We start from the raw sequence: 26,047 nt of genomic DNA on the forward strand, positions 1-26,047 counted from the left end.
ATTTCCTTTGGTAAATGCTCCATATTCGACCTCCTGTATTCAGTTTTTTCAGAATCCAGTTGATCGTGTCCCTGTTCATGATAAATTCAAGGCAACTGAACTCTTCACGAACAAGTATGGCATATCCCAGATGTCCGCCTCATGGAACACGCCCCACTTCTCGATCAGGGTGACGTCCAGCACGCCCTGCGCGGTGGAGCTCATGTTGCTTTGCACCGTATTGTTCACAAACTTGAGCTTGTAATCGAGGTCCGCCTCGGTCCCCAGCTCCACAAGCAGGCGGTTGTCGTAGACGATCCGCATGTTGAGCCGGTTGCCAAGGTCGATCAGATTGATGTTCTCCATCCCGCTGGCGCTGATCGCCTTCAGGAGGGTGTCGAGCATGATGATCTGTTCGGAATTCTGGTTGAGCACATAGTTCCCCTGCTGGGTGGTGTTCACCGTGATCCCGACGATCAGGGGATATTTCTGCTTGTCATAGGAGGGCATTTCGCTCTCGAGGATCTTCCCCGCCGAATTGATGTAAAGGTAGCGCCCCTCCGTCTCGATGGCGCCGACCGGCACCGAGGGGATGACCTCGAGCTCGACGGTGGTGGGGAACTTTTTATGTACATTGACCGCCTGCACGTAGGGCAGCTGGTCGATGACCAGGGTATTGATCTTCTTCTGGTCCACCGAGAAGAGGCTCTGCTTCATCTTGACCCCGCTGGCGGTGACGATCTCCTCGGCCGTGTATTCGCCGGGGTCGCCGGTGACGTCGATCTTATAGACCTTAAAAAAGACCGCGTAGCACAGGATCGAAAGAATGATCACCCCCACGATCCCGAAGAGCAGGTAGTTGAGCGTCATCCGCCCGTGCCGGCGGCGCCCGCGACGCCGGGGCGCCTTTTTGGGGGCGCGCTCACGCTCCCCCTTCTCCTTTTTGGAAAAGAGGCTCAGCCGCGGCTTTTTTTTCGGTTTGCGCTTCCTGCTCGGGTTCCCCGGAGCTTGTCCGGTTTTAGGGGCCTCAAAGGGCTTCTCGTCGATCGGCATACTGTGCTTCCTTCGTCCTTGTGAGATTAACCCGCGGCGGCCCCGTCTGTCCATGCAGCGGAGCCACCGGGTATGTCTTATATTTTAGCAGATATCCCCGCTCTTTTCCACCTTTTTTATTTTTGCCCCGAGGGACCTAAGATTTCCTTCCAAATCCTCGTATCCCCGTTCGACATGCCGGATCTCGCTGATCTCGCTGTCGCCCTGCGCCGCCAGCGCCGCCACCACCAGCGAAGCGCCGCCCCGCAGGTCGGTGCATTCCACCTTGGCCCCGTGCAGCAGCGGTACCCCCTGCACCACCGCGACCCGGCCCTCGACCTTGATGTTGGCTCCCATGCGGCACAGCTCCCCGGCATGCTTGTAGCGGTTCTCGAAGATGTTCTCCACGAACACGCTGGTCCCGCTGCTCAAAGCGCACATCGCCATGAAGGGGGCCTGCGCATCGGTCGGGAAGCCCGGATAGGGCATGGTGCGCACCATGCGCAGCGGCAGCAGCCGGCGCGGGGATACAATGTCCAGGGTGCTTTCCCCGGCTCTGAGCTCGCACCCCGCCTCCTCGAACATCGGGATACAGGCGGTCAGGTGCTGCGGCTCGACGTCGTAGAGATGCAGCCTGGAGCCGGTGATCGCCGCGCAGGAGAGCCAGGTCGCCGCCACGATCCGGTCCGGGATGACGGTGTGCTCGCAGCTTTGCAGCCGCTCGACCCCGCTGACATAGACGGTGCCGGAGGAGTCGATTTGCACCTTGCCCCCGCATGCGCACAGGAAGGCGGCCAGGTCATAGATCTCCGGCTCCCTGGCGGCGTTGTGGATCTCGGTGTCGCCCCTGGCGACGCTCGCGGCGATCATGATGTTCTCGGTCGCGCCCACGCTCGGGAAGGGCAGCGAAATCTTCGCCCCATGCAGCCCGTGCTCGGCGCGGCAGTCCAGATACCCGTAGTCGTCGCGGATGCTGACCCCCAGCTTTTTGAGCCCCGAGAGGTGTATGTCGATCGGACGCGGGCCGAGCTCGCAGCCGCCGGGCATCGAGATGCGCGCGCGCGCGCAGCGCGCGATGATCGCGCCCAAAAAGACGATGGAGGAGCGCATCTCCCGCATCAGGTTATCCGGGATGTCGTCGCGGCAGCACCCGGCGGTGTCCACCGTCATGGTGCCCTCTTCGAGGGAGCAGCGGCAGCCCAGATATTCAAGGATATTGCTGGCGGCGCCAATATCCGATAGATTGGGACAGTTATGTACCACACTGTGTGGAGTAAGCAGCGTCGCGGCCAGTATCGGCAGCGCCGCGTTCTTGGAGCCCTGCACCCGCAATTCGCCCTGCAGACGCGCCTGCCCCTCTACGATATATTTCCCCATTTCCACGCACCCTTTGCGGCTCCGGGCAAAGGCATATGTACCGGAGCCGATAATTACCGCAGCCAAACTGGCCCTGCGGCTCTGCTTTACAAAACCATACTATGCCAAAGGGCGCAAAGCGGTGAAAACCGGAAGGGGTATATTGATCAGAAACGTCCTGTTTGCCAATTTTTTCTCTCCAAACGGCACGCGAGGCGGGCTTTTGCCCGCCTGACGGTGATTTTGCAGCTTCCTGCGAAAATTGCGATTCCAACCGGAATATAGGGCTACAGCATAGCCATCATTTCGCGGTAGATGCGTTCCCCCGCGTCCACGATGGCCAACTTCCGGGCGTTCTTCGCGAGTCCATGCACCTTCGTCGGGTCCTCCAGCAGCTCGCTGACCAGCGCGATGATCCGCTCGCCGGTCAGGTCCTTCTCCTCGACGACGATGGCGGCCCCGGCGTTCCCGAGCACCATGGCATTGTGGTACTGGTGGTTCTCGGCCACGTTGGGCGAGGGGATCAAGATCGAGGCCCGCCCGGCCGCCTCGAGCTCGCTGAGCGTCACCGCGCCCGAACGGCAGAGCACGATGTCGCTCGCGGCAAGGCAGCGCGGCATGTCGTCGATGTACTCCCGGATGTCCACATGGCCGCACCCGCCGAGGTCCACCCCCCGCTCGCGCAGCAGCCGCGGCAGCAGCTCGACGCCGTACTGGCCGGTGGCGTGGATGTGGTGGATCTTCCCGGAGCGATAGTGCCAGGCGATCAGGTCGGCCACCGCCTCGTTGATCCGCTGGGCCCCGAGGCTCCCCCCGAAGGTGAGCAGCACGGTGCGCTTGGGGTCGATCCCAAGCGCGCGGCGGCTCTCCTCGCGGTCGGCGAAGAGGATTTCCTCCCGCACCGGATTGCCCACCACCACATATTGCGGGCCCCCGGCGAGGTACTTCTGCGCCTCGGGCACCGCCAGCAGGATTTTGTCCACATATTTGGAGAGGAGCTTGGTGGTCACGCCGGGGAAGGCGTTCTGCTCGTGGGTGAGGGTCTTATACCCCTCCTTGTGCGCGGTGCGCAGCACCGGCCCGCTGACATAGCCGCCGGTGCCCATTACGATGTCCGGCTCAAACTCGCGCAGCACCCTCTTTACCGCCCCGCCGGCGCGCAGCATCCGGGAAACGGCGCTCAGGTTGTGCGCGCAGGCCTTGGGGGACAGGGAGCGGTAGAAGCCCTTGATGACGACCGGAGAAAAGTCGTAGCCCGCCTTTTTGATCAGCCGGCCTTCCATCCCATTCGGGTTGCCCACGAAGCGGATCTGCGCGTCGGGATGGTGCTTACGCACCACCGCGGCGGTGGCCAGCGCCGGATTGATGTGCCCGGCGGTGCCCCCGCAGGCGAACAGTATCTTCATAAAAACATACCTCTCTAGACTTTTTCATACCGGTTTTGCCGACGACGGCGGCAAAGGCGCCAAACCCCCGGCCGCTCCTTAGGGCACGAGCCCGTCACTCCTTGAGCAGGGTGCTCTGCCGCGAGACGGACAGCACGATCCCCATCTGCCCGAGCAGCATCATCAGCGAGGTGCCCCCGTAGGAAAAGAAGGGGAGCGAAATACCGGTGTTCGGGATGGTGTTGGTCACCACCGCGATATTTAAAAATGCCTGGATCCCCACCTGGGCGGTCAGGCCGACCGCCAGCAGCATGCCGAAGCGGTCCTTGGCCCTGGCGGCGATGACGAACCCCCGCCAGATCAGCAGTGCGAACATGACGATGATCAGCGTCGCGCCGATAAAGCCGAGCTCCTCGCCGACGATGGCGAAGACGAAGTCGTTTTGCACCTCGGGCAGGTAGAGGTACTTCTGGCGCGAGTTGCCGATCCCCACCCCCAGAAGCCCGCCCGAGCCGATGGCATAGAGGGACTGGATGGTCTGGAAGCCCGCGCCCTGCGGGTCGCTCCAGGGGTCGAACCAGAATTCGAGCCGGCTTCGCGCATAGTCGAAGGCGCCCGGGATGAGCAGCGCGCCGCCGATGAGGATCAAAGCGCCCACGCCGGCGAAGACGAACCACTTGACATCCACCCCGCCCACGAGCATGACCACCGCGCCGATGAGCATGATCAGGATAACGCCCGAGACATGGGGCTGCAGCAGCATGAGGAAGGAGAGCAGCCCCAGGATGATGACGAAGGGCAGGATCCCATATTTAAAGGTCTTGATCTTGCTGTAGTTTTTCGAGAGGATCTGCGCGAAGAGCACCACGACGGCGAACTTGGCGATCTCGGAGGGCTGGACCGAGAAGGAACCGATCCGAATCCAGCGGTGGAAGTCGCCGACGCGGGTTGGCAGGATCCGCACCAGCACCAGCAGGAAGACGGTCACCCCCATGATGGGCAGGGCCAGCTTTTGAAAATGGTGGTAGTCGAAGAAGGCCAGCACGAACATGGCCGTGACCCCGACGACGGCAAAGACCAGCTGCTTGGAGATGAAATAGAACGAATCCTTATAATAGTAATAGGCATAGGCGTAGCTCGCCGAGAAGAGCATGACCAGCCCCACCGTCAAAAGGGAGAGCACCAGCACCAGAAAGACGACGTCGATCCGGCCGGTTTTGATCTTCACCTTGTTTTTGGCTTTCTTCAACTGCTACACCTCTGATTTCAAAGTTTTGCGGCGCCCCGGCTCACTGGAAAAAGAGGGACCATATCCCGAGCCCGCAGCCGGCGAGGGCGACGAGGGAGAAGACCACCACAATCTTGACCTCGCTCCAGCCGGACATCTCGAAGTGGTGGTGGATCGGGGCCATCTTGAACACCCGCTTGTGGGTGAGCTTGTAGCAGCCGATCTGGATGATGTCCGAGAGGGTCTCGACGATGTAGACGACCCCCATCAGGATCAGGATGGCCGGCTGCCCGATCCCGAAGGCCAGCGCCACCACCACCCCGCCGAGAAACATCGAGCCGGTATCGCCCATGAACATCTTGGCCGGGTGGAAGTTCCAGATAAGGAACCCGAGGCAGCCCCCGGCCAGGGCGGTGGCCAGCAGCCCCATCTCGCCGAAGGAGAGCAGCGCGCAGCAAAGCATGAAGCCGATCCCCACCACAAAGGTGACCGAGGCGGCCAGCCCGTCGATCCCGTCGGTGAGGTTGACCGCGTTGACCGCGCCCACGATCACGAAAAGGGCGAAGGGGATATAGAAAATTCCCAGGTCCACCTGCCCGAGGAAGGGCAGGATCAGGATGGACGACGTGTCCCCCGCCATATAGAGCCCGGCGAGGTAGGCCCCGGCGACCAGGATCTGCGCCACCGTCTTCTCCCGCGCGCGCAGGCCGAGGTTGCGCTTCTTGACCACCTTGATGTAGTCGTCGGCAAAGCCGATCGCACCGAAGGCGAGCGCCATCGTCAGCCCCAAGAAGAGCCGGGTGGTGTTAAGCCCCCCCGCCCTTATAAGCGGGTCGAGCGGATGGGACGCCTCGGATAAGCGCAGCGCGATAAAGCCGGCGATCACCGCCGTCAAAATCCCGATGATGAAGGTCAGCCCCCCCATGGTCGGGGTGCCGTTCTTGTTCTTGTGCCAGGTCGGCCCGATCTCCTTGATGGTCTGCCCATACTTGATCCTGCGCAGGAACGGCACCGCCCACAGCCCCAGCAGGGCGGTGACGCCGAAGGAGGCGATCGCCGTGACGATGGTCGCAAAGTCGTTCATAATGTGTGTCCTCTCCCTTACCTCTGAGCGCGCGTCAGCGGCCCTGATACTCCTCGCGCAGCCTGCTTACCGATTCGCCGAGCTTCATGCCCAGGCTCGCCTTGAGCCAGACGGTGTCGCCCTCCTGCAGGCTTTGGCGCAGGCTTTGGTACATTTCTTCCTGGGTGGGGAAATAATAGGCCTCCCCCATCCCGGCCCCCTTCGCCCCGCGGCAGAGCTCTAGGCACCATCTGCCGTAGCAGAAGAGGAGATCGAGCCCCTGCGCGGCGGCAAAGCGCCCGACCTCGTAGTGGGCGTCCTTCGCGGTCTCCCCGAGCTCGAGCATGTCGCCGAGCACCGCCACCCGGCGCCCGCGCACCTTCATGCTCCCGAAGGTGGAAAGCGCCGCCTTCATCGAGTCGGGATTGGCGTTGTAGCAGTCCTCCACCAGGGTGATTGCCCCGCAGGGGACGATGTGCTGGCGCATTCCGGCCGGGGCGTAGTCGTAAAGCCCCAAAGCGATTTCCTTTGGCCCGATCTTCATCTCGAGCCCCACCGCGAAGGCGGCCAGCGCGTCGAGCACGGTATGCCGCCCGATGGTGGGAATGGTGGCTTCAACCTCCCCGCCCGGATAGCGCACGGTAAAGCGGGTCTCCCGCTCCCCTTCCCGGATATCCACCGCGCGCACGTCGCAGCGCTCGGCCTCGATCCCGAAGCGCACGATCCGCTTGTCGCGCAGGTGTTCGTTATAACCGTTCGTGATGCCCCCGAGCAGGTCGTTGTCCGCGCAGAGGATGAGCGGGGCGTGCGGCCCCATCGAGTCGGCGATCTGCAGCTTGCCGCGCAGGATATTTTCCCGGCTGCCCAGAAATTCGATGTGCGCCGTCCCCACGCTGGTGACGACCGCGATGTCCGGGCGCACCGCCATGGTGAGCTTTAAAATGTCGTCCATCTTGTCCTGCCCCATCTCGATGACGGCGCATTCGTGGCTCTGATCCAGCTTCCAGATGGTGTTGGGCACCCCGATTTCGGTGTTCTGGTTCCCCTCGTTTTTGAGGGTCTTATACCGGCGGGAGGCCACCGCGGCGATGAACTCCTTGGTGGTGGTCTTCCCAACGCTCCCGGTCACCCCGACCGTGATGGGCGAAAACTGGCTGCGGTAGGCCCCGGCGAGCTTGATGAGCGCATCCAGGGTGTTGTCCACATAAAAGACCTTATCCTGCGTCAGCGGCACGCGCTCGCTCGCCACCACATAGGAAGCTCCCTGGCGCACCGCCTCGGGCGCGAAGTCGTGCCCGTCGAAGCGCGCGCCCTTGACGCAGACGAAAACGCACCCCGGCGTGATGTCCCGGGAGTCGGTGGAGACGTGGGTGATCAGCTCCTCCCCCGCCGTGGTATAGCCAAGCGCGCTTGCCAGCAGTTTGATCGGTGTCGGCTGCAAAGAAAGTCCCCCTTGATCCTAGTCTTTTCAGATGCTGTCCTGGTCGTGGCGGCTGCGCACGATCTGCTGCACGATGAAGCGCTCGTCGAAATAGACCGAGCCGAAGCTGAGCACCTGGTAGTCCTCATGCCCCTTGCCGAGCAGCAGCAGGATGTCCCCCTCCCGGCAGAAGTCGATCGCCCAGCGGATCGCATCGAACCGGTCCTCAATGACCTGCACCGGAGTGGGGCTCCCCGTAAAGCCCGGCAGGGCGTCGTTTATAATCTGCCTCGGGTCCTCGCCGCGCGGATTGTCCGAGGTGAGGATCGCCTGGTCGGCGTTCTCGGCCACCTGCCTGGCCATCTCGGGGCGCTTGGTGCGGTCCCGCTCGCCCGGGCAGCCGAAGAGTGCGACCACCCGCCCCTTGCAGAAGGCGCGCACCGTGACGAGCACGTTGCGCAGCTCCTCGGGCGAATGGGCGAAATCCCGGATCACCGTGAAGGGCAAATCACACTCCACGAACTCCATGCGCCCGAGCACGCCGTGGCTTTCGCACAGCCCCGCCGCGGCCTGCTCGAAGGGAACGCCCACCTCGCAGGCGGCCGCCAGGGCACACATGGCATTTTGCACCGAATAGGCCCCCGGCATACGGATCGCTACCCTCCCGATGTCCGAGCCGTGCACCACGATGAAGCGGCTCCCCTCGGCCGAATAGGTGATGGTGTGGGCGGTGTAATCCGCCTCGTCGCTGCTCAGCGACAAAGTCGCCGCCGGGCAACTGAGCTCCCCGATCAGCCGGCGGCCGTATTCGTCGTCGTAGTTGACGACCGCTTTGTCGCAAACGGTGAAAAGGCGCTTCTTGGCCTGGTAGTACTCCTCCATCGTGTTGTGGTAATCGAGATGCTCGTGCGAGAGGTTGGTGAAGACGGCACACTCGAAGTGCAGCCCCTCCATCCGGTGCTGGTGCAGCCCGAAGGAGCTGGCCTCCATCACCACGTATTCCATCCCCGCCTCCTTCATTCTCGAGAGCACCGAGTAGAGCTGCCAGGGGTCGGGGGTGGTGTGGCGGGAGGAGATGACCATCTCGCCGATCTCGTTTTGGATGGTGCCGATCAGCCCCACCCGTTTGCCCGCCGCGCGCAGGATGTCGCGCAGCAGGAAGGTGATGGTGGTCTTGCCGCTGGTGCCGGTGACGGCGATCAGGCGCAGCCCGCGCTGGGGATTGTGGTAGAAGTTGCGGCAGAGCAGCGCATAGGCGATCCGGCCGTCCGGCGCGATGATCTGCTCCGGGAGTCCCAGATCCCGCTCGGTGACGACCGCCGCCGCCCCGGCCGCAAGGGCCTCGGAGGCATGATCGTGCCCGTCGAAGCGCGCGCCCTTCACGCAGACGAAGAGGTCCCCCGGAGCGACGATGCGCGAGTCGCAGGTAATTCTATCAATCTCCCTGTCGGGCAGGGAGCCCTCGTGTTCGATTCCTTGTAAAAGCTCTGAGAGTAGCATAAGCAAAGTACCGGCCTTTCCGATGTTCTGTCTCTTGCTGGATGTCAGGGACGCTCTTATTCGACGTCGGTCGCGGTCAGCTCGACGGTGACCACCGTGCCCACCTCGACCTGGGTGCCCGCCGCGGGCGACTGGCGCGAGGCCACGCTCGCGTAGCCCTTGCCGCCGGTCAGGCGCAGGTTGAGCCCGGCGTTGGTGATGGCCTGGTTGACCAGCGAGGTGCCCAGCCCGAAGACGTCGGGCACCTCCACCATCTCGGGTTTGACCTCATTGTCGGTGTAGGCGATGATGGTCGCATCCCGTGGGATGGGGGTGGACGGGGTCGGGACCTGCTTGAGCACCTTGTCGCCGCTTCCGACGAACTTGATGGTGAGCTCCTTTTCAGCCGCGAGGGCCTTCGCATCCTCGACGCTCTTGCCCATGATGTTCGGGGCGGTGACGTCCAGGTTCTCCAGCTCCTCGGCGGTATATTTCGGCTCGATCCCGAGATACGGCAGGGTGTCCTCCATGATGTACTTGACCACCGGCGCCGCGATGGTCGAACCCAGCACGTTGCTGATTTCCGGGGTATCCAGGATCACCAGCACCGCGATCTGCGGGTCGTCCGCCGGGGCGATCCCGACGAAGGAGAGGATGTGCTCCTCCTGTGCGACCTGGCCGTCCTCGGTGGGCTTCTGGTCCAGCTTCTGGGAGGTGCCGGTCTTACCGGCGATCCGGTAACCGGCTATGTAGCAGTTGCGCCCCGAGCCGTCCGAATCGGAGACGACGTGTTCGAGCAGCTCGCACATGGTTTCACTGGTCTCCTGGGAGATGACCTGGCGGCGCACCTGCGGCTCGTGGGATTCGACGACGCTGCCGCTGTCGTCCACCACCTGCTTGACCACGTAGGGGGTGACCAGGTTCCCGCCGTTGACGGCGGCGCACACGGCGGTGATCATCTGGATCGGGGTGACCTTGTTGGACTGGCCGAACGAGCAGCTCGCCAGCTCGACCGGGTGGCCGACCAGCATATCTTTCTCGTAATAGAGCCCCTTGTTCCCCGCCTCGCCCGGCAGGTCGATGTCGGTGCCCTCGGTCAGGCCGAAGGCCTCGAAGTAGTCGAAGAAGGCGTCGCCGCCCAGCCGCTGGCCGATCTGGATGAAGGCCGGGTTGCAGGAGTGCTTGATCGCCTCGCCGAAGGACTGGTTGCCGTGCCCGGCGGTCTTCCAGCAGCCGATCTTCTCGCCCGCCACCTCGAAGGAGCCGTAGCAGTCGAAGTAGTTTTCCAGCCCCACGTCCCCGTGGTCCAGCGCGGCCGAGGCGGTGACGATCTTGAAGACCGAGCCCGGCTCATAGGGGTCGGAGATGGCCTTGTTGCGCCACTGCAGGTTCTGCTCGTTGCTCTTGGCCTCGAGATATTCGTCGTTGTCGGTCCCGCCGGTGCGGATGGCGACTTCATTCAGCCGCTCGACGGCCGCGGGGTCGGTGATTTCCAGATAGTTGTTCGGGTCGAAGTCGGGCTTGGTGGACATCGCCAGGATGGCCCCGGTGTTCACGTCCATCACGATCCCGACCGCGCGGTTTTTGATGTTGTGCTCCATCACCGCGGTTTCCAGGTGCTTCTCCAAAAAGTGCTGGATGGTCTCGTCGATGGTCAACACCAGGGAGTTGCCGTTTTGCGCCTCGTACATCTGCTGGTAGCGGAATGGCATGTCGGTGTTCAGCGCCGTCTTGGCCGAGACCACCATCCCCGGTGTGCCGGAGAGCACCTTGTTGTACTGGCTCTCGATCCCGGTGCCGCCGATGTTCTCGCTGTTGACGAAGCCGATCACGGTGGAGGCCAGGCTCCCGTAGGGATAGTAGCGCTTGGTGTCCTCCTTCATATGGATGGCGTTGATGTTATATTGGGTGATAAAGTTAATGATCTGGTCGTAGACCGGCTTTTCGATCCGCTTTTTGATGAACTCGTGCTGGCTGTTTTCCTTCAGGCACTTCTTGCGGATGGTCTCCTTATCCACGCCCAGGATCTGCGAAAGGCCCTCGGAGATGATCTCCGCCTCGCCGTCGCGCACGTTCGAGGGATCCACGATGACGTTCCAGACCGTGGCCGACACCGCCAGCGTCTTGCCGTTGGTGTCCATGATCTGCCCGCGGCTGGCCGGGATGGTGATCGCGCTCATCTGCTGGTCCACCGCCCGGCGCTGGTTTTCCTTGCCCTCCTCGGTCAGCTGGAGCTGGAAGAGGCGGAAAACCAGAATCCCTCCCACACCAATCGTGAAGAGCAGCAGAAGCACCAGCATGCGCAGGCGCATTTTGTTCGTCGGAGCCTTTGCCAAATTTCGTTCCTCCCCCAAAGGTGGTACCGGGCCCGCACGCCCGGCCGTATATGCGCGGTTTTCCCACTAAAAAAGCCGTCGGAAAAACCTGTCGTATTTTCGCAGAATCGCCCAATAATAAATTGAAGAGCTAAGACAAGATGTTCTTAACTCCCCAAGCGCTCGTTATAGTTTATTTTACCGGATCTTAATGTATTCCAAAAAGGACTGAATATACAGGCTGACCTTCTGTCCCAGGGTGGGCTCCTGCACGTCGCCCGCGCCCTCGAAGCCGTCGCCCTCGTCCATGTTGACGTACTCGACCTGGTAGCTCTGCACCTTGGAGAGGCCCAGCTCGTTCTTGGCGGTCTCCTCCACGTTGCGCAGCGAAACCTTGCCCTCGAGCTCGGCGCTCAGGCGGGTGTATTCGCTGCTCAGCTCCTGATAGCTGTCGTTGTAGTCGCCCACCTGCTTGGTCAGCTCGGTGAGCTCGGCCCGGCCGTAGAGCATCATGCAGATGACCGACACCACCACCGCGATGGCGCTCACCGCCTTGAAGGCGGCCATCCGGTCCCGGCTCTTATATTTCTGGTTCTTGATCAGGTTCAAAGAGGGCTGCGCCTTCGGCGGCTTTTTTTCAAACAGTTCGAAATCGTAGGCGACATTTCCCCGATGTGTGGCCACCGTCTTCCCTCCCCAAACTCATTCGTCAATTCTCTCGATCACCCGCAGCCTGGCGCTGTGGGAGCGCTTATTTTCTCTGAGCTCCTCTTCCCCCGGCAGGACCGGCTTTCTGGGGGTGAGCCTGCCGCGCGGCTTCTTGCCGCAGATGCACACCGGGCAGTCCGGCGGGCAGGTACAGCCTTTCGCCAGCTGCGCAAACTTCTGCTTGACCATCCGATCCTCCAGCGAGTGAAAGGTGATGATGGCGAAGCGTCCGCCGACTGCGAGGCGCTCGAACGAGCGCTCGAGGCACTCCCGCAAACTTCCCAGCTCGTCGTTGACCGCGATCCGGATGGCCTGGAAGGTGCGCTTGGCGGGATTGCCGCCGGTGCGGCGCGCGGGGGCGGGGATCGAATCCTTCACCAGCTGCGCGAGCTCCAGGGTGCTGCCGACCGGCGCTCTTGCGCGCGCCGAAACAATGCTCTGCGCAATCCTGCGGGAGAACTTCTCCTCGCCGTATTCCCATAGTATCCGGGCAATTTCGGCTTCCTCCCAGGTGTTCACCAGGTCGTAGGCCGAAAAGCCCTGCGCGCTCATGCGCATGTCCAAGGGGGCGTCCTGGATGTAGGAAAATCCCCTCCCGGCGGTGTCGAGCTGGTGGGAGGAAACCCCCAAGTCCAGTAAAATCCCGTCCACCCGCGCAATTCCCAGCTCGTCGAGCACCTCGGGGATGAAGCGAAAGTCGCTTTGCACCACCGTCGCGGGCAGGCCCTGCAGCCGCTCTTTGATGGTCTCGATCGCCTCGGGGTCCTTGTCCAGCGCGATCAGCCGCCCGCCCTGCAGCCGGCTTGCGATCTCGCGGGAGTGCCCCGCGCCGCCGCTCGTGCCGTCCACATATACGCCGTCCGGACGAATCTTCAGCGCCTCGACGGCCTCGTGCAGCAGGACCGGGGTATGCGAAAACTCCATAGAACCTCGGTCCCCTCTTTCGTTAGAATCCCAGCTCGTCCATCGCGCTGGCAACCATATCCGACGTGAGCTCTTCGCAGCTGCTCTCGTAGGACTGCCTGTCCCAAATCTCGGCGCGGTTGGATGCGCCGATCACCATGACGTCCTTTTGCAGCCCCGCGTAGTCGCGCAGGTTCTGCGGGATCAATATCCTTCCCTGCTTGTCCGGCTGGACTACCACCGCGCCCGCAAACAGGAAGCGCTGCAGTCCCCGGCTCTTGGAAAGGGGCAGGGCGTTAATTTTCTCCTCCAGCTGCTCCCACTCGTCGAGGGAATAGCAGAACAGACAATTATCCAGCCCTTTTGTCACAACAAAGCTGTCGCCAAAGTGTTTGAGGAGCTTGGAGGGGAAATTCACGCGGCCCTTCGCGTCTACCGTATGCAGGTATTCGCCGATCAGCATAAACTCCCCCACCTTTCTGTGTGTTTGTGGTCTTTGACCCCACTTCTCCCCACTTTTCACCACTGTAGTTTGATTATAACCCCTATGCACAGAAAAATCAAGGATTATTTTTGCCGGACCGGGCGCGAATTGGTCCAAAAGAAGTGGGAAAACTAGAGCCGTAAACCGATGTTTATGCGGATTGCCAATTTTGTAATTTAATTCCAAATTTGGCGTTTTTTACAAAACTTAAATTCAGCCGTCCGGCCCTTCTGTGAAAAGGGTCGGCGGCGGAAAGCTGGAGGCTGACATGAAAGACTGCCGGATATTCGCACTCGCCGTTATGTGCGCAATGCTATGCGCCTGCACCCAGAGCGCGGCGAAGCTGGAGGACGGGACATATTACGCCGAGATGAGCGGGATCGACCGGTACGGCTGGACCCCTTATGCCAAGATCACGGTGAGCGACGGGAAGATCAGCGCGGCCGAGACCGATTGCAAGAATGCGCGCGGAGAGAAAAAATCACAGGATGAGGATTACCGCGAGGCGATGGAGCAGGGGGTGGACACCTATCCCGAGAAGGTATACCAGCAGCTGGCGCAGGAGCTGCTCGACAAGCAGGACCCGGGGAAGATCGAGATGGTGGCGGGGGCCACCGCCTCGAGCGAGGAATTCAAGCTGATGGTGTCCGAGCTGCTGGATCAGCGGGTGAAGGTGGGCGACACCTCCGAGCTGATCGTGGACATGCCGGAGGACCTGACGCACGATTAGGCGGCAGGTCGGCGGCAGGCTGCCGCTCCCTGTACGCGAAGGAACTTAGCTTGGTTACAGAAATGCTCAGCCCGCGTCCTGAATGAGAGGGATTCCAAAGGGCCAAAGGCCCTTTGGCGGGGTGCGGGGCGGCGCCCCGCGGTCTTAGAGCGTCAGCGAAAGGGGAAGAGGGAATTGAAGGACCCGGCATGGTCCAGTGGACCATGCCGGGTCCTTCAAGGGGGAAACCCCGAGATGGGTTTCCCCGTGAGCGGCAAACCGCCACTCCCGATACGCGGCGGCAGGCTGCCGCTCCCTGTACGCGAAGGAACTTGGCGTGGTTACAGAAATGCTCAGCCCGCGTCCTAAGTGAGAGGGTACCAAGGAGGCGCCGCCCCTTTGGCGATGAAAACCAAATATTAAAAAACGGGGCCGCCGGTTACATGAACCGGCGGCCCCATCTTTTAATCAGAACTCGAACAATAGCGGCAGCAGCGCCACTGTGGCGAGATAAGAGATCACATTGAGCAGCCCGCCCACCCTGATATAATCCCGGAAGCGGTACCCCGCCTGCAGCGTCAGGGTGGCCGCCGGGGTCATGATCGGGGTGGAATAGGTCACGTTGGTGAAGATCACCACGATCATCGCGGCGGCGCGCGGGTCGAAACCGATGTCCCCCGCGATGAAGACGATGATCGGCAGCAGGATGGCCGCGGTCGCCGTGTGAGTCATGATGTTCCCCGCGATGACCGCCAGCAGCCCGAAGATGGCAAAGAGCAGCAGCGGCGGTACGCTACGCCCCACCAGGTTCATGATCGCACCCGCAATGACCTGGCCCGCCCCGCTGTCGTCCAGACAGTTGGCAAAGCCGATACTCCCCGCCACCAGCACGATGGTCCCCCAGTCGAGATTGCGAAACAGTTCTTTTAAGTCCACGCAGCGGGTGACCACGCAGAGTACCGCGCCCAGCATGGCCACCGTCCCGAGCGTCCAGAGCCCCAGGATGAAGCCCAGCACGCACCCGCAGAGGATCAGGATGGAGATGAGCATCTTCGGGGTCAGGCGCTCGCTTTGCTCCTCCCCACCGCTATTTGCCGGGATCGGGTCCTGCGACTCCTCAAAGTCGAAGACCCGCTTGCCCAGCCAGTAGCCCACCGTGAGGAAGTAGGCCAGCAGGATCAACACTTTGGGAATCCCTGCCGCCGCGTAGTCGAAGAAGCCGCAGGCGGGATAGCCGCCCTCCTCCAGGATCCCCTGCGCCAGCAGCTGCGGGGTCGAGCCGATCAGGGTGCAGCCCCCGCCCGCGATCGAGGCGAAGCCCACCGCCATATAGGTGTTTCGTTTGCTCAGGCGTCCGTTCGAGGCGGCGACCGCAGAGGCCATCACCGGGATCATCATCGCGGCGGTGGCGGTGTTGCTCAAAAAGGCCGAGAGCGTGGCTGTGATCAGCACGGTCGCCCCGATGAAGAGCCGCTCGCTGCGCCCGAAGAGCCGCACGATCCGCGTGCCGATCAGCCTGGCCGCACCGGTGGCAAAGAGGGTGTCCCCCACGATGATCATCCCGGCGCTCATCATTAAAATGTCGTTCGAGAAGCCGGAAAAGCTGCGCGCATAGGTGGTCACCCCGCAAATCCCCATCAACAGGCAGGCGCTCACCGCCGTGACCGGCAGCGGGATGATCTCGGTGACATAGAGGACGATGGCAATCACCGTGATGATGATCGCTACAGTGCTGGGCTGCACAGCGCCCCGCCCCCTTCCGCTTCGCCGTTTGCCGGGGGCCAGTCCAGCCACCCGAGCCGGGTATAGGGGGTGATGGGCAGCGCCTCCCCCGCAAGCGCCATATCCACGCACGCCTCGCACAGCTGTGCCAAAATGCCGTGGTAGCGCACCGGCAGCCCGGTGCGCGCGCTCACCTCGCGCAGCAGCGCGTCCCCTTCCTGCAGCAGCTCGGGCGTGGTCTCAAGGGCAAGGTTGGTGTTGTTGACCAGCCCCGTGACGCCGAGACGGCTGGCCGATTGCAGCTTGCCGAGCAGCTCGGCGACCTCTTCCCCGTTTTCACACATCGGCCGGCGGGCGTTGACCAGGAGGAGGACCTCCAGCTCCTCCACCTCCGCGAACTGCCGGTGATAGCGCCCCAGCGCCGTGGCGCCCACCGGGTCGCCGCCCGCGTCGAAGATCACCTCGTCGAAGTCCCCGTCGAAGACGGCCTGCACCTCGGGCGAGACCACCGGCAAATCGCTCGCCCAAAGGGTATAGGGCGAGACGACCAGGCGCACCCCCGCGCGCCGCAGCAGCCCCGGATGGAAGCCGCTGCGGAAAAACGGGTTGACGATGTCCAGATCCACCAGCGCCACCCGCTTCCCCTCGCCGGCACAGCGCAGAGCGAGGTTCAGGGAAAACTCGGTCTTCCCGCAGCCGTAGCCGCCCAGGACCACCGTGATATGACGCGCCATGCGCTCACTCTCCCTTCCCGCTTTGATAGGGGATCGCCCGCTCCTCCCCGCGCAGCACCCGCAGCGCACCCTGCGCCAGGGCCAGGAGCTCGTCCTCCCCGGGGTAGCAGAGCACCGGGGCCAAAAATCCGACCTGCTCTTGGAGCCTGTTTACCAGCCGCTCGCTGCGGGCCATCCCGCCGGTGAGCAGGACCGCCTCGGGCGGTCCTCCGAGGGCGGCGGCCATCGCTCCGATCGCCTTCGCGATCTGATGGGCCATCCCACAAAAGAAGCGCGCCGCCGCCCGGTCCCCCTCGTCCATGCGGCGCTCGCATTCGCGCAGGTCGCTCGTCCCGAGGTGCGCCAGCATGCCACCGCTGCCCGAAAAGAGGCCGATCAGCTCCCGCTCGGTATGCTTGCCGTCAAAGCACATGCGGATCAGCGGCACCGCGGGGACGTCCCCCGAGCGGGTGGGGCAGGCGGGCCCCTCCCCATTGCTGGGGCTGGTGACGTCCACCACCCTGCCGCAGCGGTGCGCGCCGACCGAAATCCCGCCTCCCAGGTGGGCGACGATCAGCCGGCAGTCCTCGTAGCGCTTTCCCCGCCCGGCGGCGTAGCGCCGCGCGACCGCCTTTTGGTTGAGCGCGTGGAAGATGCAGGTCCGCCGCAGCCCCGCAATCCCGGTGAAGTGGGCCTCCTCGCTCATCTCGTCCACCACCGTCGGATCGACGAAGAACCCCGGTATACCCTGCTCGCCCCCGATCTCCAGCGCTAGGACCGCCCCGAGCTGCGCCGGGTGCAGCAGCGGCGAGGGGGTGTCGGCGAGCATATCGTCGTTGGCGAGATAGGTGCCGCTTGGCATGGGCGGCAGGCGGCTGGCGCGGCCCGCCACCGCGTGGAGCGTGGCGGGGGATATCCCCGCCTCCCGAAGCGCCTCGAGGATCAGGGCCTTGCGCATCCCCTTCTGGGGGAGCATGTCCCCGTTTTCGGGGGTGAGGGCGCGAAGCTGCGCTTCGTCGTGCCGGATGTTTCTCTCCAGCAGGCAATGCTCGTCCTGATAGACCCCGATCTTGGTCGAGGTGGAGCCGGGGTCGATGGCCAGGACCCGAAAGCCCCCTTCACCCATTCTCCCCGCCCCCTGTCTGATAGGCCGCGCAGGCCAGCGCGCGCAGCTTGTTTTCCTGCCCGTCCGCCCGGCTGGTCATCACCACCGGCACCGCCGCGCCCATCAGGAGGCCCGCCGTCTGGCAGCCGCCCAGCACCCGCGCGGTTTTTAAGAGGATATTCCCCGCCTCGATGTCCGGCACGAGCAGCACATCCGCTTCCCCCGCCACCGGGGAGCGCACCCCCTTGCGGCGCGCCGCCTCGGCGCTCACGGCGTTGTCCAGCGCCAGCGGCCCGTCCACCAGGCACCCCTCGATCTGCCCGCGCTGGCTCATCAGCGCGAGCGCGGACGCGTCCAGGGTGGCGGGCATGGCGGGATTGACCGTCTCCACCGCCGCAAGGCAGGCCACCTTGGGGCAGGATACCCCCAGCCTTCGCGCGAGGGATACGGCGTTTTCGATGATCGCCAACTTCTCCCCTAGCCCCGGCGCGATGACCATCGCCCCGTCGGTGACGAAGAGCAGCCGCGTAAAGTACGGCGACTGCAGCACCGTCACCATCGAAAGCAGCTTGGAGCGGCGGATGCCGCTCTCCTTGTCCAAAACCGCCTTCATCAGGATGGAGGAGTGCAGCCGGCCCTTCATCAGGATGTCCGCCTCCCCATCGCGGCAGAGCTCCACCGCCCGGCGCGCGGCCGCAGCAGGGGAACCCTCCCCGACGATCTCGCGGCCTTCGAGCACCAGCCCGGCCTCCCGGGCGGCGGCCTCGATTTTCTGCCGATCTCCGATCAGCAGCGGCTGGCAGAACCCCCGCTTTTCCGCCTCCAGCAGGGCCGAGAGGGTCTGCGGGTCCTCGGGCGATACCGCCGCAACCCTGCGCGGCGCGCCCCGCGCGGCGGCCGCCAGGATGTCGTCAAAGGTCATGGCCGCCGCCCTCCTTTACAAAACGAACCCCCAGCCCGAACGCCTCGCGGTTGAGGGGGATTAGTTTCTCCTTGGCGGCGAAGAACTCGCCGATCATCCCCTCCATCACCGAGGGCAGCACCATCCCGGTGCGCGCGAGCAGGCAGCCGAGCATGATCATATTGGTCGCCCTGGCGTTCCCCAGCTCCTCGGCCATCTCGTTTGCCGGCACCGCCAGCACTTCGACGTCTCCCCGGACGGGGCGCAGGTCGATCAGCGAACGGTTGAGCAGAAGCAGCCCGCCGGGGCGCAGGTAGCTTTCAAATTTTACGAGCGAGGGGTTGTTCATCACCACCGCCGCGGTGACCTCCCCCGCGCAGGGCATGGGCGAGGCGATCTCCCCGTCCGAGACGATCACCGTCACGTTGGAGGTGCCGCCCCGCATGGCCCCGCCGTAGGCGGGCATCCAGCTCACCTGCAGCCCGGCCGCCATCGCGCAGCGCGCGAGCATCTTGGACATCGACTGGATCCCCTGCCCGCCGAAGCCGGAGAAAACGATCTGCTCATACATTCTCTGTCGCCCCCTTGTCCTTGTAGACCCCGAGCGGATAGTAGGGGATCATCTCCTGCTGCAGCCACTCCATGGCCTCCCCCGGGCTCTTGCCCCAGTTGGTCGGGCAGGTGGAGAGAACCTCCACCATCGAGAAGCCCTTGCCCTCCATCTGGTAGCGCAGCGCCTTGACGACCGCCTTTTTGGCCGCCCGGATGTGCGCGGTGGTGTCCAGCGCCACCCGCTCGAGATAGTAGCTCCCCTCGTGGGTGGCGAGCATCTCGCACACCCGCACCGGCCAGCCCATCGTCTCGCTGTCCCGCCCATAGGGCGCGGTGGTGGCCTTCTGGCCGATCAGGGTGGTGGGGGCCATCTGCCCGCCGGTCATGCCGAAGATGGCGTTGTTGACGAAGAAGGTGGTGATCTTCTCCCCCCGGATGGCCGCATGGTTGATCTCTCCTGCACCGATGGCGGCCAGGTCCCCGTCCCCCTGGTAGGTGAAGACGATTTTCTCAGGGTCGGCCCGCTTGGCCCCCGTGGCGACGGCGGGCGCCCGCCCGTGGGCGGCGATGTACATATCGAGGTTAAAATAGTCGTAGCAGTAGCACGCGCAGCCCACCGGGCCGATCCCGATGGTGCGCTCCCAAATCCCCAGCTCCTCGATTGCCTCGGCGATTAGCCGGTGGATGATCCCGTGGGTGCAGCCCGGGCAGTAGTGAAAGGGCACCCCGGTCAGCACCGGGGTTTTATGAAAATTCATTGCCGCTCCCCTCCTTCCTGGCGGTGCAGCGCGAGGATGAACTCCACCATCTGCTGCGGGGTGGGCAGCTCGAGGTCGTACCAGCCGTGGAACGCGACCGGCTTCTGCCCGCCGACCCCCAGGCGCACATCCTCGACCATCTGCCCCTCGGAGATTTCAAAACCCACGAAGGAGCGCAGTGTTTTGCGCGCCGCGGCGCGCGAAAACGCCTCATAGGGGAAGGGGTAGAGGGTGATGGGCCTTATCAGCCCCACCCGGATTCCCATCCCGCGCAGGGTCTTGATCGCGTTCTTGGCGATCCGCGCCACGGTCCCATAGGCCGCGACGACGTACTCGGCGTCCTCGGTGTCCACCTCCTCGACGCGCACCTCCTCCTTCGCCATCCGCCGGTACTTTTCCTGCAATCGCGCCTCCAGCCCGGGCTTGCTGCGCGGGTTGATGACCGCGCGCGCGCGCCCGCAATCCGGCTTCCAGCCGCGGGCCGCCCAAGCGATATCATAGGGCTTCGGGGGGACCTCCTTGATCTCGACCGGCTCCATCATCTGGGCCATCATCGCATCCCCGAGCAGCAGCACCGGCTGGCGGTAGCGCTCGGCCAGCTCAAAGGCAAGCGCTACCAGGTCGCAGGCCTCCTGCACCGAGGCGGGGGACAGGGTCAGGGTGCGGTAGCCCCCGTTGCCGCCGCCTCTGGTGGCCTGGAAGTAGTCGGTCTGCGAGGGCACGATGGTGCCGAGCCCGGGACCCGCGCGCATGACGTTGATCACCACCAGCGGCAGCTCGGCCGCGGCGGCGTAGGAGATCCCCTCCTGCATGAGCGAGACGCCCGGGCTCGACGAGCTGGTCATCACCCGGTGCGCGGTGCCCGCCGCGCCGTAGACCATGTTGATCGCGGCCAGCTCGCTCTCCGCTTGTAAAAATGTGCCCCCCGCCCCCGGCAGCCGGGCCGCCATGTATTCCGGCAGCTCGCTCTGCGGCGTGATGGGGTAGCCGAAGTAGAGCCGGCAGCCGGCCTGGATAGCGGCTTCCGCCATCGCCTCGCTGCCCTTCATCAAAATTTTCTTTCCCATGCGAGCACTCCTCCTATCCTTCGATCTCGATGCACAGGTCGGGGCAGGTCAGCGCGCAGGAGGCGCAGGCGATACACGCCTCCATGCGCCCGATGGCGGCAGGATGATACCCCTGCCGGTTGATCTCCCGCCCCGAGAAGGCCAGCAGCCCCTTGGGGCAGGCCCTGATGCAGAGTCCGCAGCCCTTGCAGCGCTCGCCGTCGATCGTGAGGGTTGCCATGTCCATCTCCTCCTTTTTTTGTTGGAACACGCCGAAGCGCCCTTAAATTTTTTGTGCCGCCTCGGCCGCCGAGCGCAGCGCCTCGTGCAGCCTCCCGGCCCCGGCCGCATCTCCAATGATGGTGCAGGCGATCCCCGCTTCCCTGAGCGCATCGCAAAGCGTGGTGTCGGGGGCCATCCCCGCGGCGAGGACCACGCTGTCAAAGGGCGCGGCATGCCGGCGGCCGTTCTTGGAATAGACCACCATCCCGTCCTCGCAGGAGCGCACCCGCGCGCCTGTCTCCAGCCGCACACCGCCGCGGCGCAGCCGCTCCATCAGCCCGAGGCGCACCCCGTACCAGACGTCCCTTGCACACTCGTCGGACATCTCGAAGACGGTGACCTCCCGCCCATATTCGGATAAGAAGTCGGCCGTCTCGCAGCCGATCATCCCGCCGCCGATGACGGCGACACGTCCCTTCGGGAAAGCGCGCCCGAGCAGCAGGTCGGTGGCGAACACCGCGCGGCCCTCTTCGGCGCCCGGGATGGGAGGCCTTATCGGCCTCGCCCCGGCGGCGAGCAGCACCTTGTCCGCCCCAAAGCCGCGCACGAACGGGACGTCCGCCTCCTGGCCGAGCAGGATTTTTACCCCTGCCGCCCGGGCCTCGGCCGCCAGCGAAGTGACGACCGACGCCAGCTCCCACTTCATGGGCGGAACCGCCGCGGCGCGCAGCATCCCGCCGAGGCTCTGCTCGCGCTCCACCAGGGTGACCTCATGGCCGCGCCAACGCAGGCAGAGCGCCGCTTGCAGCCCGGCGGGCCCGCCGCCCACCACCAGCACCCGCCCCGGCTCCTTCGCAGGTGTCAGCGGTAGCTCCCGCTCGCGCCCCACAAAGGGATTGACCGAGCAGCGCAGGCTGCCCTTGGCAATTTCATCCTTGCAGCGGGTGCAGCCGACACAGCGCCGGATGGTCTCCTCCTTCCCCTCATAGGCCTTCTGCGCCCAGCAGGGGTCGGCCAGCAGCCCGCGGCTAAGCCCGACGAGCTCGGCGCGTCCCTCCAAAAGGAGCTGCTCGGCCATGCGCGGCTCGGTGACCCTCCCGCCGGTGAGGATGGGGATGCTCACCGCGCTGCGGATCCCGTCCACGGCGCGCAGGTTGAAGCCCTGCGGCTGGTAATAGCTCGGGAATTCCCATTCATATTCGGTGAAGGAGCCGGCATTGACGTCCAGCAGGTCGATCCCAGCCTCCTGTAATGCGCGGGCGACCACCTTGCTCTCCTCGATCTGCCGCCCGCCCAGGGGCTCGAGCGCCCCCAGCCGCGCCAGGAGCGGATAGCGTTCCCCGACCTCTTTCCGGATCAAGGCGATCAGCTCGAGCGGCAGGCGCAGCCGTCCCTCCAGCGTGCCGCCATAGTGGTCGGTGCGCTTGTTGGTGCGCCCGGAGAGGAACTGTGCGAGGAAATACCCGTTGGTAAAATGCAGCTCCACCGCATCGAACCCGGCCTCGACAGCGTGCCTGACGCAGGCGAGGTAATCGCGTTTGAACGCCTCGATCTCCCCGACGGTGATCTCGCGCACCGGGCACTGCAGCATATGGCAGGGTACCGCCGAGGGGGCCACCGGGGTCAGCCCGCCGTTTTTTTGCGGGCTGGTGCAGCGGCCCATGTGCCCGATTTCGATACAGGCCTTGGCCCCGCCCGCGTGGATTGCCCCAGTCACCTTACGGAACCCCTCGACCGAGCGCTCGGAAAAGAGCTCGCCCGCCCGTTTCCCCCAGTAGCCGACCGGCTGGGAGATGGTGTGCTCGCAGATGACCAGCCCCGCGCCCCCCTGCGCACGCGCGCCGTAGTAGTCGGCCATCCGCCCGGTCGGCAGGTGGTCCTCCCCGGCAAAGCCGGTCCCGATGGGGCCCATCACGATCCGGTTGCGCAGGTACATGCCGTTTAGTGTAAAGGGCTCGAACAGCTTCTTACAGTTCATCGCGCGCCCTCCGCTCAGCGGATGGTCAGGCACTGCGCCTCGCGGACCGCCTGCTCACTGAGCTCGTTGCCGATCCCCGGCAGCTCGGGGACGCTGACATACCCATCCACCGGGTCGTAGCTGTACTTGCAGTAGGATTTGATTTCCGGGTGGTCGTTGGAGAAGAGATGCTCGTGCACCGAAAAGTTCGGGATAGCCGTCTCCAGCTGCAGCGCCGCCGCGACCGCGAAGGGCGTGCCCGCCGCGTGCGCCTGCACCTTGACGTCGTAGACATGGGCCATGTCGCAGACCTTCTTGGTCTCGCTGAGCCCTCCGCAGTTGGTCAGGTCGGGCTGGATGATCCGCAGTGTCTGCTCCTCGAAATATTTCGAGTAGCCCCAACGGGTCTGCACCTTCTCCCCCGCCGCCAGCGGGGTGACGGCCTTGTCCCGCACCACCTTCAAATTGCCGGGGCGAAACGGGTCGAGACACTCCTCCATCAGCAGGCAATCGTATTTCCGGGCGAGCCGGTCCATCTCGAGCGAGCCGCAGATATCCAGCCGGCAGAGGTTCTCGATCAGGATTTCCATCCCCTCGCCGCAGCGCTCCCGGATCGCACAGAGCCGCTCCTCGGCGAGCTTCATCACCGCGCGCTTGCTAAGCTCGTGCGCCGTCTGCCGCCGGGAGAGGGGCTGCTTGTCGCGGTCATAGGCGATGAAGTCGCACTTGACCATGTCATACCCGAGGTTCATCACCCGCTCGGCGACGTCGGCGTATTCCCTCGCGCTGCCGCGCGGGGCCAGATCCTCGGCCCAGCCGCATTCGATGTGCGAGGCGTAGCAGCGCAGCTTTTGGTTTTGCTTGCCGCCCAGGAGCTTGTAGCAGGGCACCCCGAGCGCCTTGCCCTTGATATCCATCATGGCGGTGTCCAAGGCGCTCATCCCGGAAAAGACGATCACCCCGCCCCCGCTGCAATGCCCGTAGAGGATGTTCTTGATCTCCTCCCAGAGCACCTCGTTGTCCATCGGGTCCCGCCCGATCACGAGGGGGGCCATGTCCTGAAGCATGCCGAAGACGGCGTGCTCCCCGATCCCGGTAAAGATCCCCGCCTCGCCCAGGCCGCTGATCCCCTCGTCGGTATTGATCCGGCACATCACCGGCTTGCTGGGATAGGTGGAATGCGAAACCGCGGGCCTTAGCAGGAAAACGTCCACACTGGTAATTTTCATAGGTTGCCTCCTTACGCTACGCGAGCACGTTGGCCCAGAGGATGTTGACGATCAGCAGCACCGCAACGCCGGCCGTGGCCGCCGCGAGCGCTCCCTTGATGGTGCCGCTCTTGGCTTCGGTTTGCAGCACCTCCTTGGGCGGGTTAATTTCATCGAAGAACGCCTCCTGTTCGGGGCTGGTCCTGGTAAACAGCGAGACGATCACACCACTTAAGAACGAGACGATCATCCCGTAGATCACCGGGTGCAGCCCGAAGGGCAGGTGGGTGGTGGTCCCGAAGGGCAGCCCCTGGAAGACCGCGGCCAGGTAGAGGGCGGTGGTGACGATGGTGCCCGAGAGCATCGAGGTGATGGCCCCCTCCTTGGTGTAGCGCTTCCACATCACCCCGAAGAGCACCGCCGGGGCATAGGCCGCGCCGAAGATGGCCCCGCCGAAGTTGCCGATGGCCAAAATCAGGTCGCTGCGCCCGAGCGCGAAGAGCATGCCGAGCAGCCCGAAGGCCACGATGCAGATCCGGCAGACCAGCAGCAGCTTGCGCTCCGGCACCTCTTTGCCCTTGCAGGCGATATCCTGGTAGAGGTCCTTGGAGACGCTCATGGCTAAGGTGAGCTGCTGGGTGTCCGCGGTGGAGAGGCAGGCGGCGAACAGCCCGGCGATGGCGATGGCGCCGATAACCGGGTTGACCAGGTTCATCGCCGCCCAGACCAGCGCCTGGTTGGGCGCGACATCGGGGTTGACCAGGCTGACGCCCGACCCGGCGGTGACCACCAGCCAGGCCACCGTGATGGCCGCAAAGGTGGCGATTAAAAGCCCCTTGATCCAGGTCTTGGAGTCCTTGGCCAGATAGCAGCGGGAGAGCCCGGCGGGCTGCACCGCGTTGCCGAAGGCCCACATGATCTGGATCCCGAGCAGCGAGCCCCAGGGCACCGCGTTGCCCTCGCCGGTGGCCGAGAAGAAGCCTCCCCCCTCGGCGGCCTTGGCGGCGAAGGCGCCGAGCCCCACCTTGCCGATGACCATCGGCGCAAAGATGATCGCCAGGCAGATGACGATCAGCACCGTCATGATGGTATCGGTGATGGTCACGCTCTTCGAGCCGCTGGAGAGGGTGATGATGGTGAAAACGCAGACCATGATGACCACCATCAGGTTATAGGGGATGCCCAGCAGCGCTTCGGTGATGGCGGCGCTGCCGATGATCTGGGTGAGGAAGTAGGCGCCCAGCGCAATGATGGTGACGAGGGTGGACAGCACGCGAAGCCCTTGGCTGCCGTAGCGCGCGCCGAAGAAGTCCCCCAGGGTGACATGCCCCTTGGCCCGGCGCAGCTTGAGGCCGATGAACATCGCCACGAAATAGGATGGGATGACGAAATTCAGCGTCCCGGTCAGCGGGCCGAACTTGAAGCCGTTGCTCACACAGCCGACCACGCCCATCGCCGAAAGCAGGGTGCCGGTATAGGTCCCGCCGATCAGCAGGGCGCCCGCGCCCCCGCTCATGTTGTAAAAGTCGGACAGGCTGGTCCCCTTTCGCGCACTCCAGAAGGTGGCGATCAGGTAAAACGCCAGAAAGGAAAAAAAGATGATCTGGAATCCCAATACGCTCATGTTCTATCCTCCGTTTCCTGTGTCTTGACACCTCGTTGCCCTTAGATGATCTGGTTTTTCAGCGCCCACGCCGCATAGATGATGATGGCCGCCACCACCGACAGGTGATAAATCCCCGCGCCGAAGATTGACAGGTTCATGCCGCCCCTCCTTTCCCAAATTGTCATTCTCTTCTCCT

Annotated in this window: 23 protein-coding genes; 1 reads left to right on the forward strand and 22 read right to left on the reverse strand. The window is 64.0% G+C overall.

Annotation, left to right across the window (positions count from 1 at the left end; genetic code table 11):
• Positions 1 to 75: 75 nt before the first annotated feature.
• From B5477_RS00075 to mraZ, 11 genes are all read right to left on the reverse strand, one after another.
• A complete protein-coding gene (locus B5477_RS00075; RefSeq protein WP_159448869.1) occupies positions 76 to 1,032 on the reverse strand; it encodes a cell division protein FtsQ/DivIB in 957 nt (318 codons plus the stop codon).
• Positions 1,033 to 1,116: 84 nt separating this feature from the next.
• On the reverse strand, positions 1,117 to 2,388 hold the full coding sequence (gene murA / locus B5477_RS00080; protein ID WP_187138713.1) for a UDP-N-acetylglucosamine 1-carboxyvinyltransferase: 1,272 nt from the start codon (positions 2,386 to 2,388) through the stop codon (positions 1,117 to 1,119).
• 266 nt (positions 2,389 to 2,654) lie between these two features.
• A complete protein-coding gene (locus B5477_RS00085; protein ID WP_079697816.1) occupies positions 2,655 to 3,773 on the reverse strand; it encodes a UDP-N-acetylglucosamine--N-acetylmuramyl-(pentapeptide) pyrophosphoryl-undecaprenol N-acetylglucosamine transferase in 1,119 nt (372 codons plus the stop codon).
• A gap of 94 nt (positions 3,774 to 3,867) precedes the next feature.
• Positions 3,868 to 5,001 (reverse strand): putative lipid II flippase FtsW, encoded by a 1,134-nt coding sequence (gene ftsW, locus B5477_RS00090; protein ID WP_207739299.1) that lies wholly within the window; start codon positions 4,999 to 5,001, stop codon positions 3,868 to 3,870.
• Positions 5,002 to 5,041: 40 nt separating this feature from the next.
• Positions 5,042 to 6,064 carry a phospho-N-acetylmuramoyl-pentapeptide-transferase gene (gene mraY, locus B5477_RS00095; RefSeq protein ID WP_079697817.1) on the reverse strand — a complete coding sequence of 341 codons (1,023 nt, stop codon included), beginning with the start codon at positions 6,062 to 6,064 and terminating at the stop codon, positions 5,042 to 5,044.
• A gap of 34 nt (positions 6,065 to 6,098) precedes the next feature.
• The gene (locus tag B5477_RS00100; RefSeq protein ID WP_079697818.1) at positions 6,099 to 7,484 is read right to left on the reverse strand and encodes a UDP-N-acetylmuramoyl-tripeptide--D-alanyl-D-alanine ligase; all 1,386 of its coding nucleotides are present in this window, start codon (positions 7,482 to 7,484) and stop codon (positions 6,099 to 6,101) included.
• Between the two features lie 27 nt (positions 7,485 to 7,511).
• A complete protein-coding gene (locus B5477_RS00105; RefSeq protein WP_079697819.1) occupies positions 7,512 to 8,963 on the reverse strand; it encodes a UDP-N-acetylmuramoyl-L-alanyl-D-glutamate--2,6-diaminopimelate ligase in 1,452 nt (483 codons plus the stop codon).
• Between the two features lie 56 nt (positions 8,964 to 9,019).
• On the reverse strand, positions 9,020 to 11,278 hold the full coding sequence (locus B5477_RS00110) for a penicillin-binding transpeptidase domain-containing protein (protein ID WP_079697820.1): 2,259 nt from the start codon (positions 11,276 to 11,278) through the stop codon (positions 9,020 to 9,022).
• Positions 11,279 to 11,455: 177 nt separating this feature from the next.
• Positions 11,456 to 11,941 (reverse strand): hypothetical protein, encoded by a 486-nt coding sequence (locus B5477_RS00115; RefSeq protein ID WP_079697821.1) that lies wholly within the window; start codon positions 11,939 to 11,941, stop codon positions 11,456 to 11,458.
• Positions 11,942 to 11,959: 18 nt separating this feature from the next.
• Positions 11,960 to 12,889 carry a 16S rRNA (cytosine(1402)-N(4))-methyltransferase RsmH gene (rsmH, locus tag B5477_RS00120; protein ID WP_079697822.1) on the reverse strand — a complete coding sequence of 310 codons (930 nt, stop codon included), beginning with the start codon at positions 12,887 to 12,889 and terminating at the stop codon, positions 11,960 to 11,962.
• A gap of 22 nt (positions 12,890 to 12,911) precedes the next feature.
• Positions 12,912 to 13,331 (reverse strand): division/cell wall cluster transcriptional repressor MraZ, encoded by a 420-nt coding sequence (gene mraZ, locus B5477_RS00125; protein ID WP_079697823.1) that lies wholly within the window; start codon positions 13,329 to 13,331, stop codon positions 12,912 to 12,914.
• Between the two features lie 289 nt (positions 13,332 to 13,620).
• Here mraZ and B5477_RS00130 point away from each other — a divergent pair, with 289 nt between their 5' ends.
• On the forward strand, positions 13,621 to 14,082 hold the full coding sequence (locus B5477_RS00130; protein ID WP_079697824.1) for an FMN-binding protein: 462 nt from the start codon (positions 13,621 to 13,623) through the stop codon (positions 14,080 to 14,082).
• 447 nt (positions 14,083 to 14,529) lie between these two features.
• Here the strand turns inward: B5477_RS00130 and B5477_RS00135 are convergent, their stop codons facing one another.
• Genes B5477_RS00135 through B5477_RS00180 form a run of 11 tightly spaced genes read right to left on the reverse strand, consistent with a single transcriptional unit; the run spans position 14,530 to position 25,869 of the window.
• Positions 14,530 to 15,804, reverse strand: a complete 1,275-nt coding sequence (locus tag B5477_RS00135; RefSeq protein ID WP_159448870.1) for an SLC13 family permease — start codon at positions 15,802 to 15,804, stop codon at positions 14,530 to 14,532.
• A complete protein-coding gene (locus tag B5477_RS14980; RefSeq protein ID WP_159448871.1) occupies positions 15,786 to 16,517 on the reverse strand; it encodes a P-loop NTPase family protein in 732 nt (243 codons plus the stop codon). Before B5477_RS14980 ends, B5477_RS00135 begins: the two co-directional genes overlap by 19 nt.
• Before the next feature lie 4 nt (positions 16,518 to 16,521).
• Entirely contained in the window at positions 16,522 to 17,622 is a 1,101-nt protein-coding gene (gene buk / locus B5477_RS00140) for a butyrate kinase (RefSeq protein WP_079697826.1), read from the reverse strand.
• Positions 17,615 to 18,523 (reverse strand): bifunctional enoyl-CoA hydratase/phosphate acetyltransferase, encoded by a 909-nt coding sequence (locus tag B5477_RS00145; RefSeq protein ID WP_079697827.1) that lies wholly within the window; start codon positions 18,521 to 18,523, stop codon positions 17,615 to 17,617. The genes buk and B5477_RS00145 overlap by 8 nt, the downstream gene beginning before the upstream one ends.
• A complete protein-coding gene (locus B5477_RS00150) occupies positions 18,513 to 19,073 on the reverse strand; it encodes a 2-oxoacid:acceptor oxidoreductase family protein (protein ID WP_079697828.1) in 561 nt (186 codons plus the stop codon). Before B5477_RS00150 ends, B5477_RS00145 begins: the two co-directional genes overlap by 11 nt.
• A complete protein-coding gene (locus tag B5477_RS00155) occupies positions 19,066 to 19,812 on the reverse strand; it encodes a thiamine pyrophosphate-dependent enzyme (protein WP_079697829.1) in 747 nt (248 codons plus the stop codon). Before B5477_RS00155 ends, B5477_RS00150 begins: the two co-directional genes overlap by 8 nt.
• A complete protein-coding gene (gene vorB / locus B5477_RS00160; RefSeq protein WP_079697830.1) occupies positions 19,809 to 20,879 on the reverse strand; it encodes a 3-methyl-2-oxobutanoate dehydrogenase subunit VorB in 1,071 nt (356 codons plus the stop codon). Before vorB ends, B5477_RS00155 begins: the two co-directional genes overlap by 4 nt.
• A 13-nt stretch (positions 20,880 to 20,892) precedes the next feature.
• Positions 20,893 to 21,129, reverse strand: a complete 237-nt coding sequence (locus tag B5477_RS00165) for a 4Fe-4S dicluster domain-containing protein (RefSeq protein ID WP_423241240.1) — start codon at positions 21,127 to 21,129, stop codon at positions 20,893 to 20,895.
• Positions 21,130 to 21,141: 12 nt separating this feature from the next.
• Positions 21,142 to 23,058 carry an oxidoreductase gene (locus B5477_RS00170; protein WP_079697831.1) on the reverse strand — a complete coding sequence of 639 codons (1,917 nt, stop codon included), beginning with the start codon at positions 23,056 to 23,058 and terminating at the stop codon, positions 21,142 to 21,144.
• 14 nt (positions 23,059 to 23,072) lie between these two features.
• Positions 23,073 to 24,266: a mandelate racemase/muconate lactonizing enzyme family protein gene (locus B5477_RS00175; RefSeq protein WP_079697832.1), complete on the reverse strand. Its 1,194-nt coding sequence runs from the start codon at positions 24,264 to 24,266 to the stop codon at positions 23,073 to 23,075.
• 16 nt (positions 24,267 to 24,282) lie between these two features.
• Positions 24,283 to 25,869 carry a sodium:solute symporter family protein gene (locus B5477_RS00180; RefSeq protein ID WP_079697833.1) on the reverse strand — a complete coding sequence of 529 codons (1,587 nt, stop codon included), beginning with the start codon at positions 25,867 to 25,869 and terminating at the stop codon, positions 24,283 to 24,285.
• Positions 25,870 to 26,047 lie beyond the last annotated feature (178 nt).

It is taken from the genome of Provencibacterium massiliense, from assembly GCF_900169495.1.
In the GTDB taxonomy this organism is placed as follows: Bacteria; Bacillota; Clostridia; order Oscillospirales; family Ruminococcaceae; genus Harryflintia; species Harryflintia acetispora.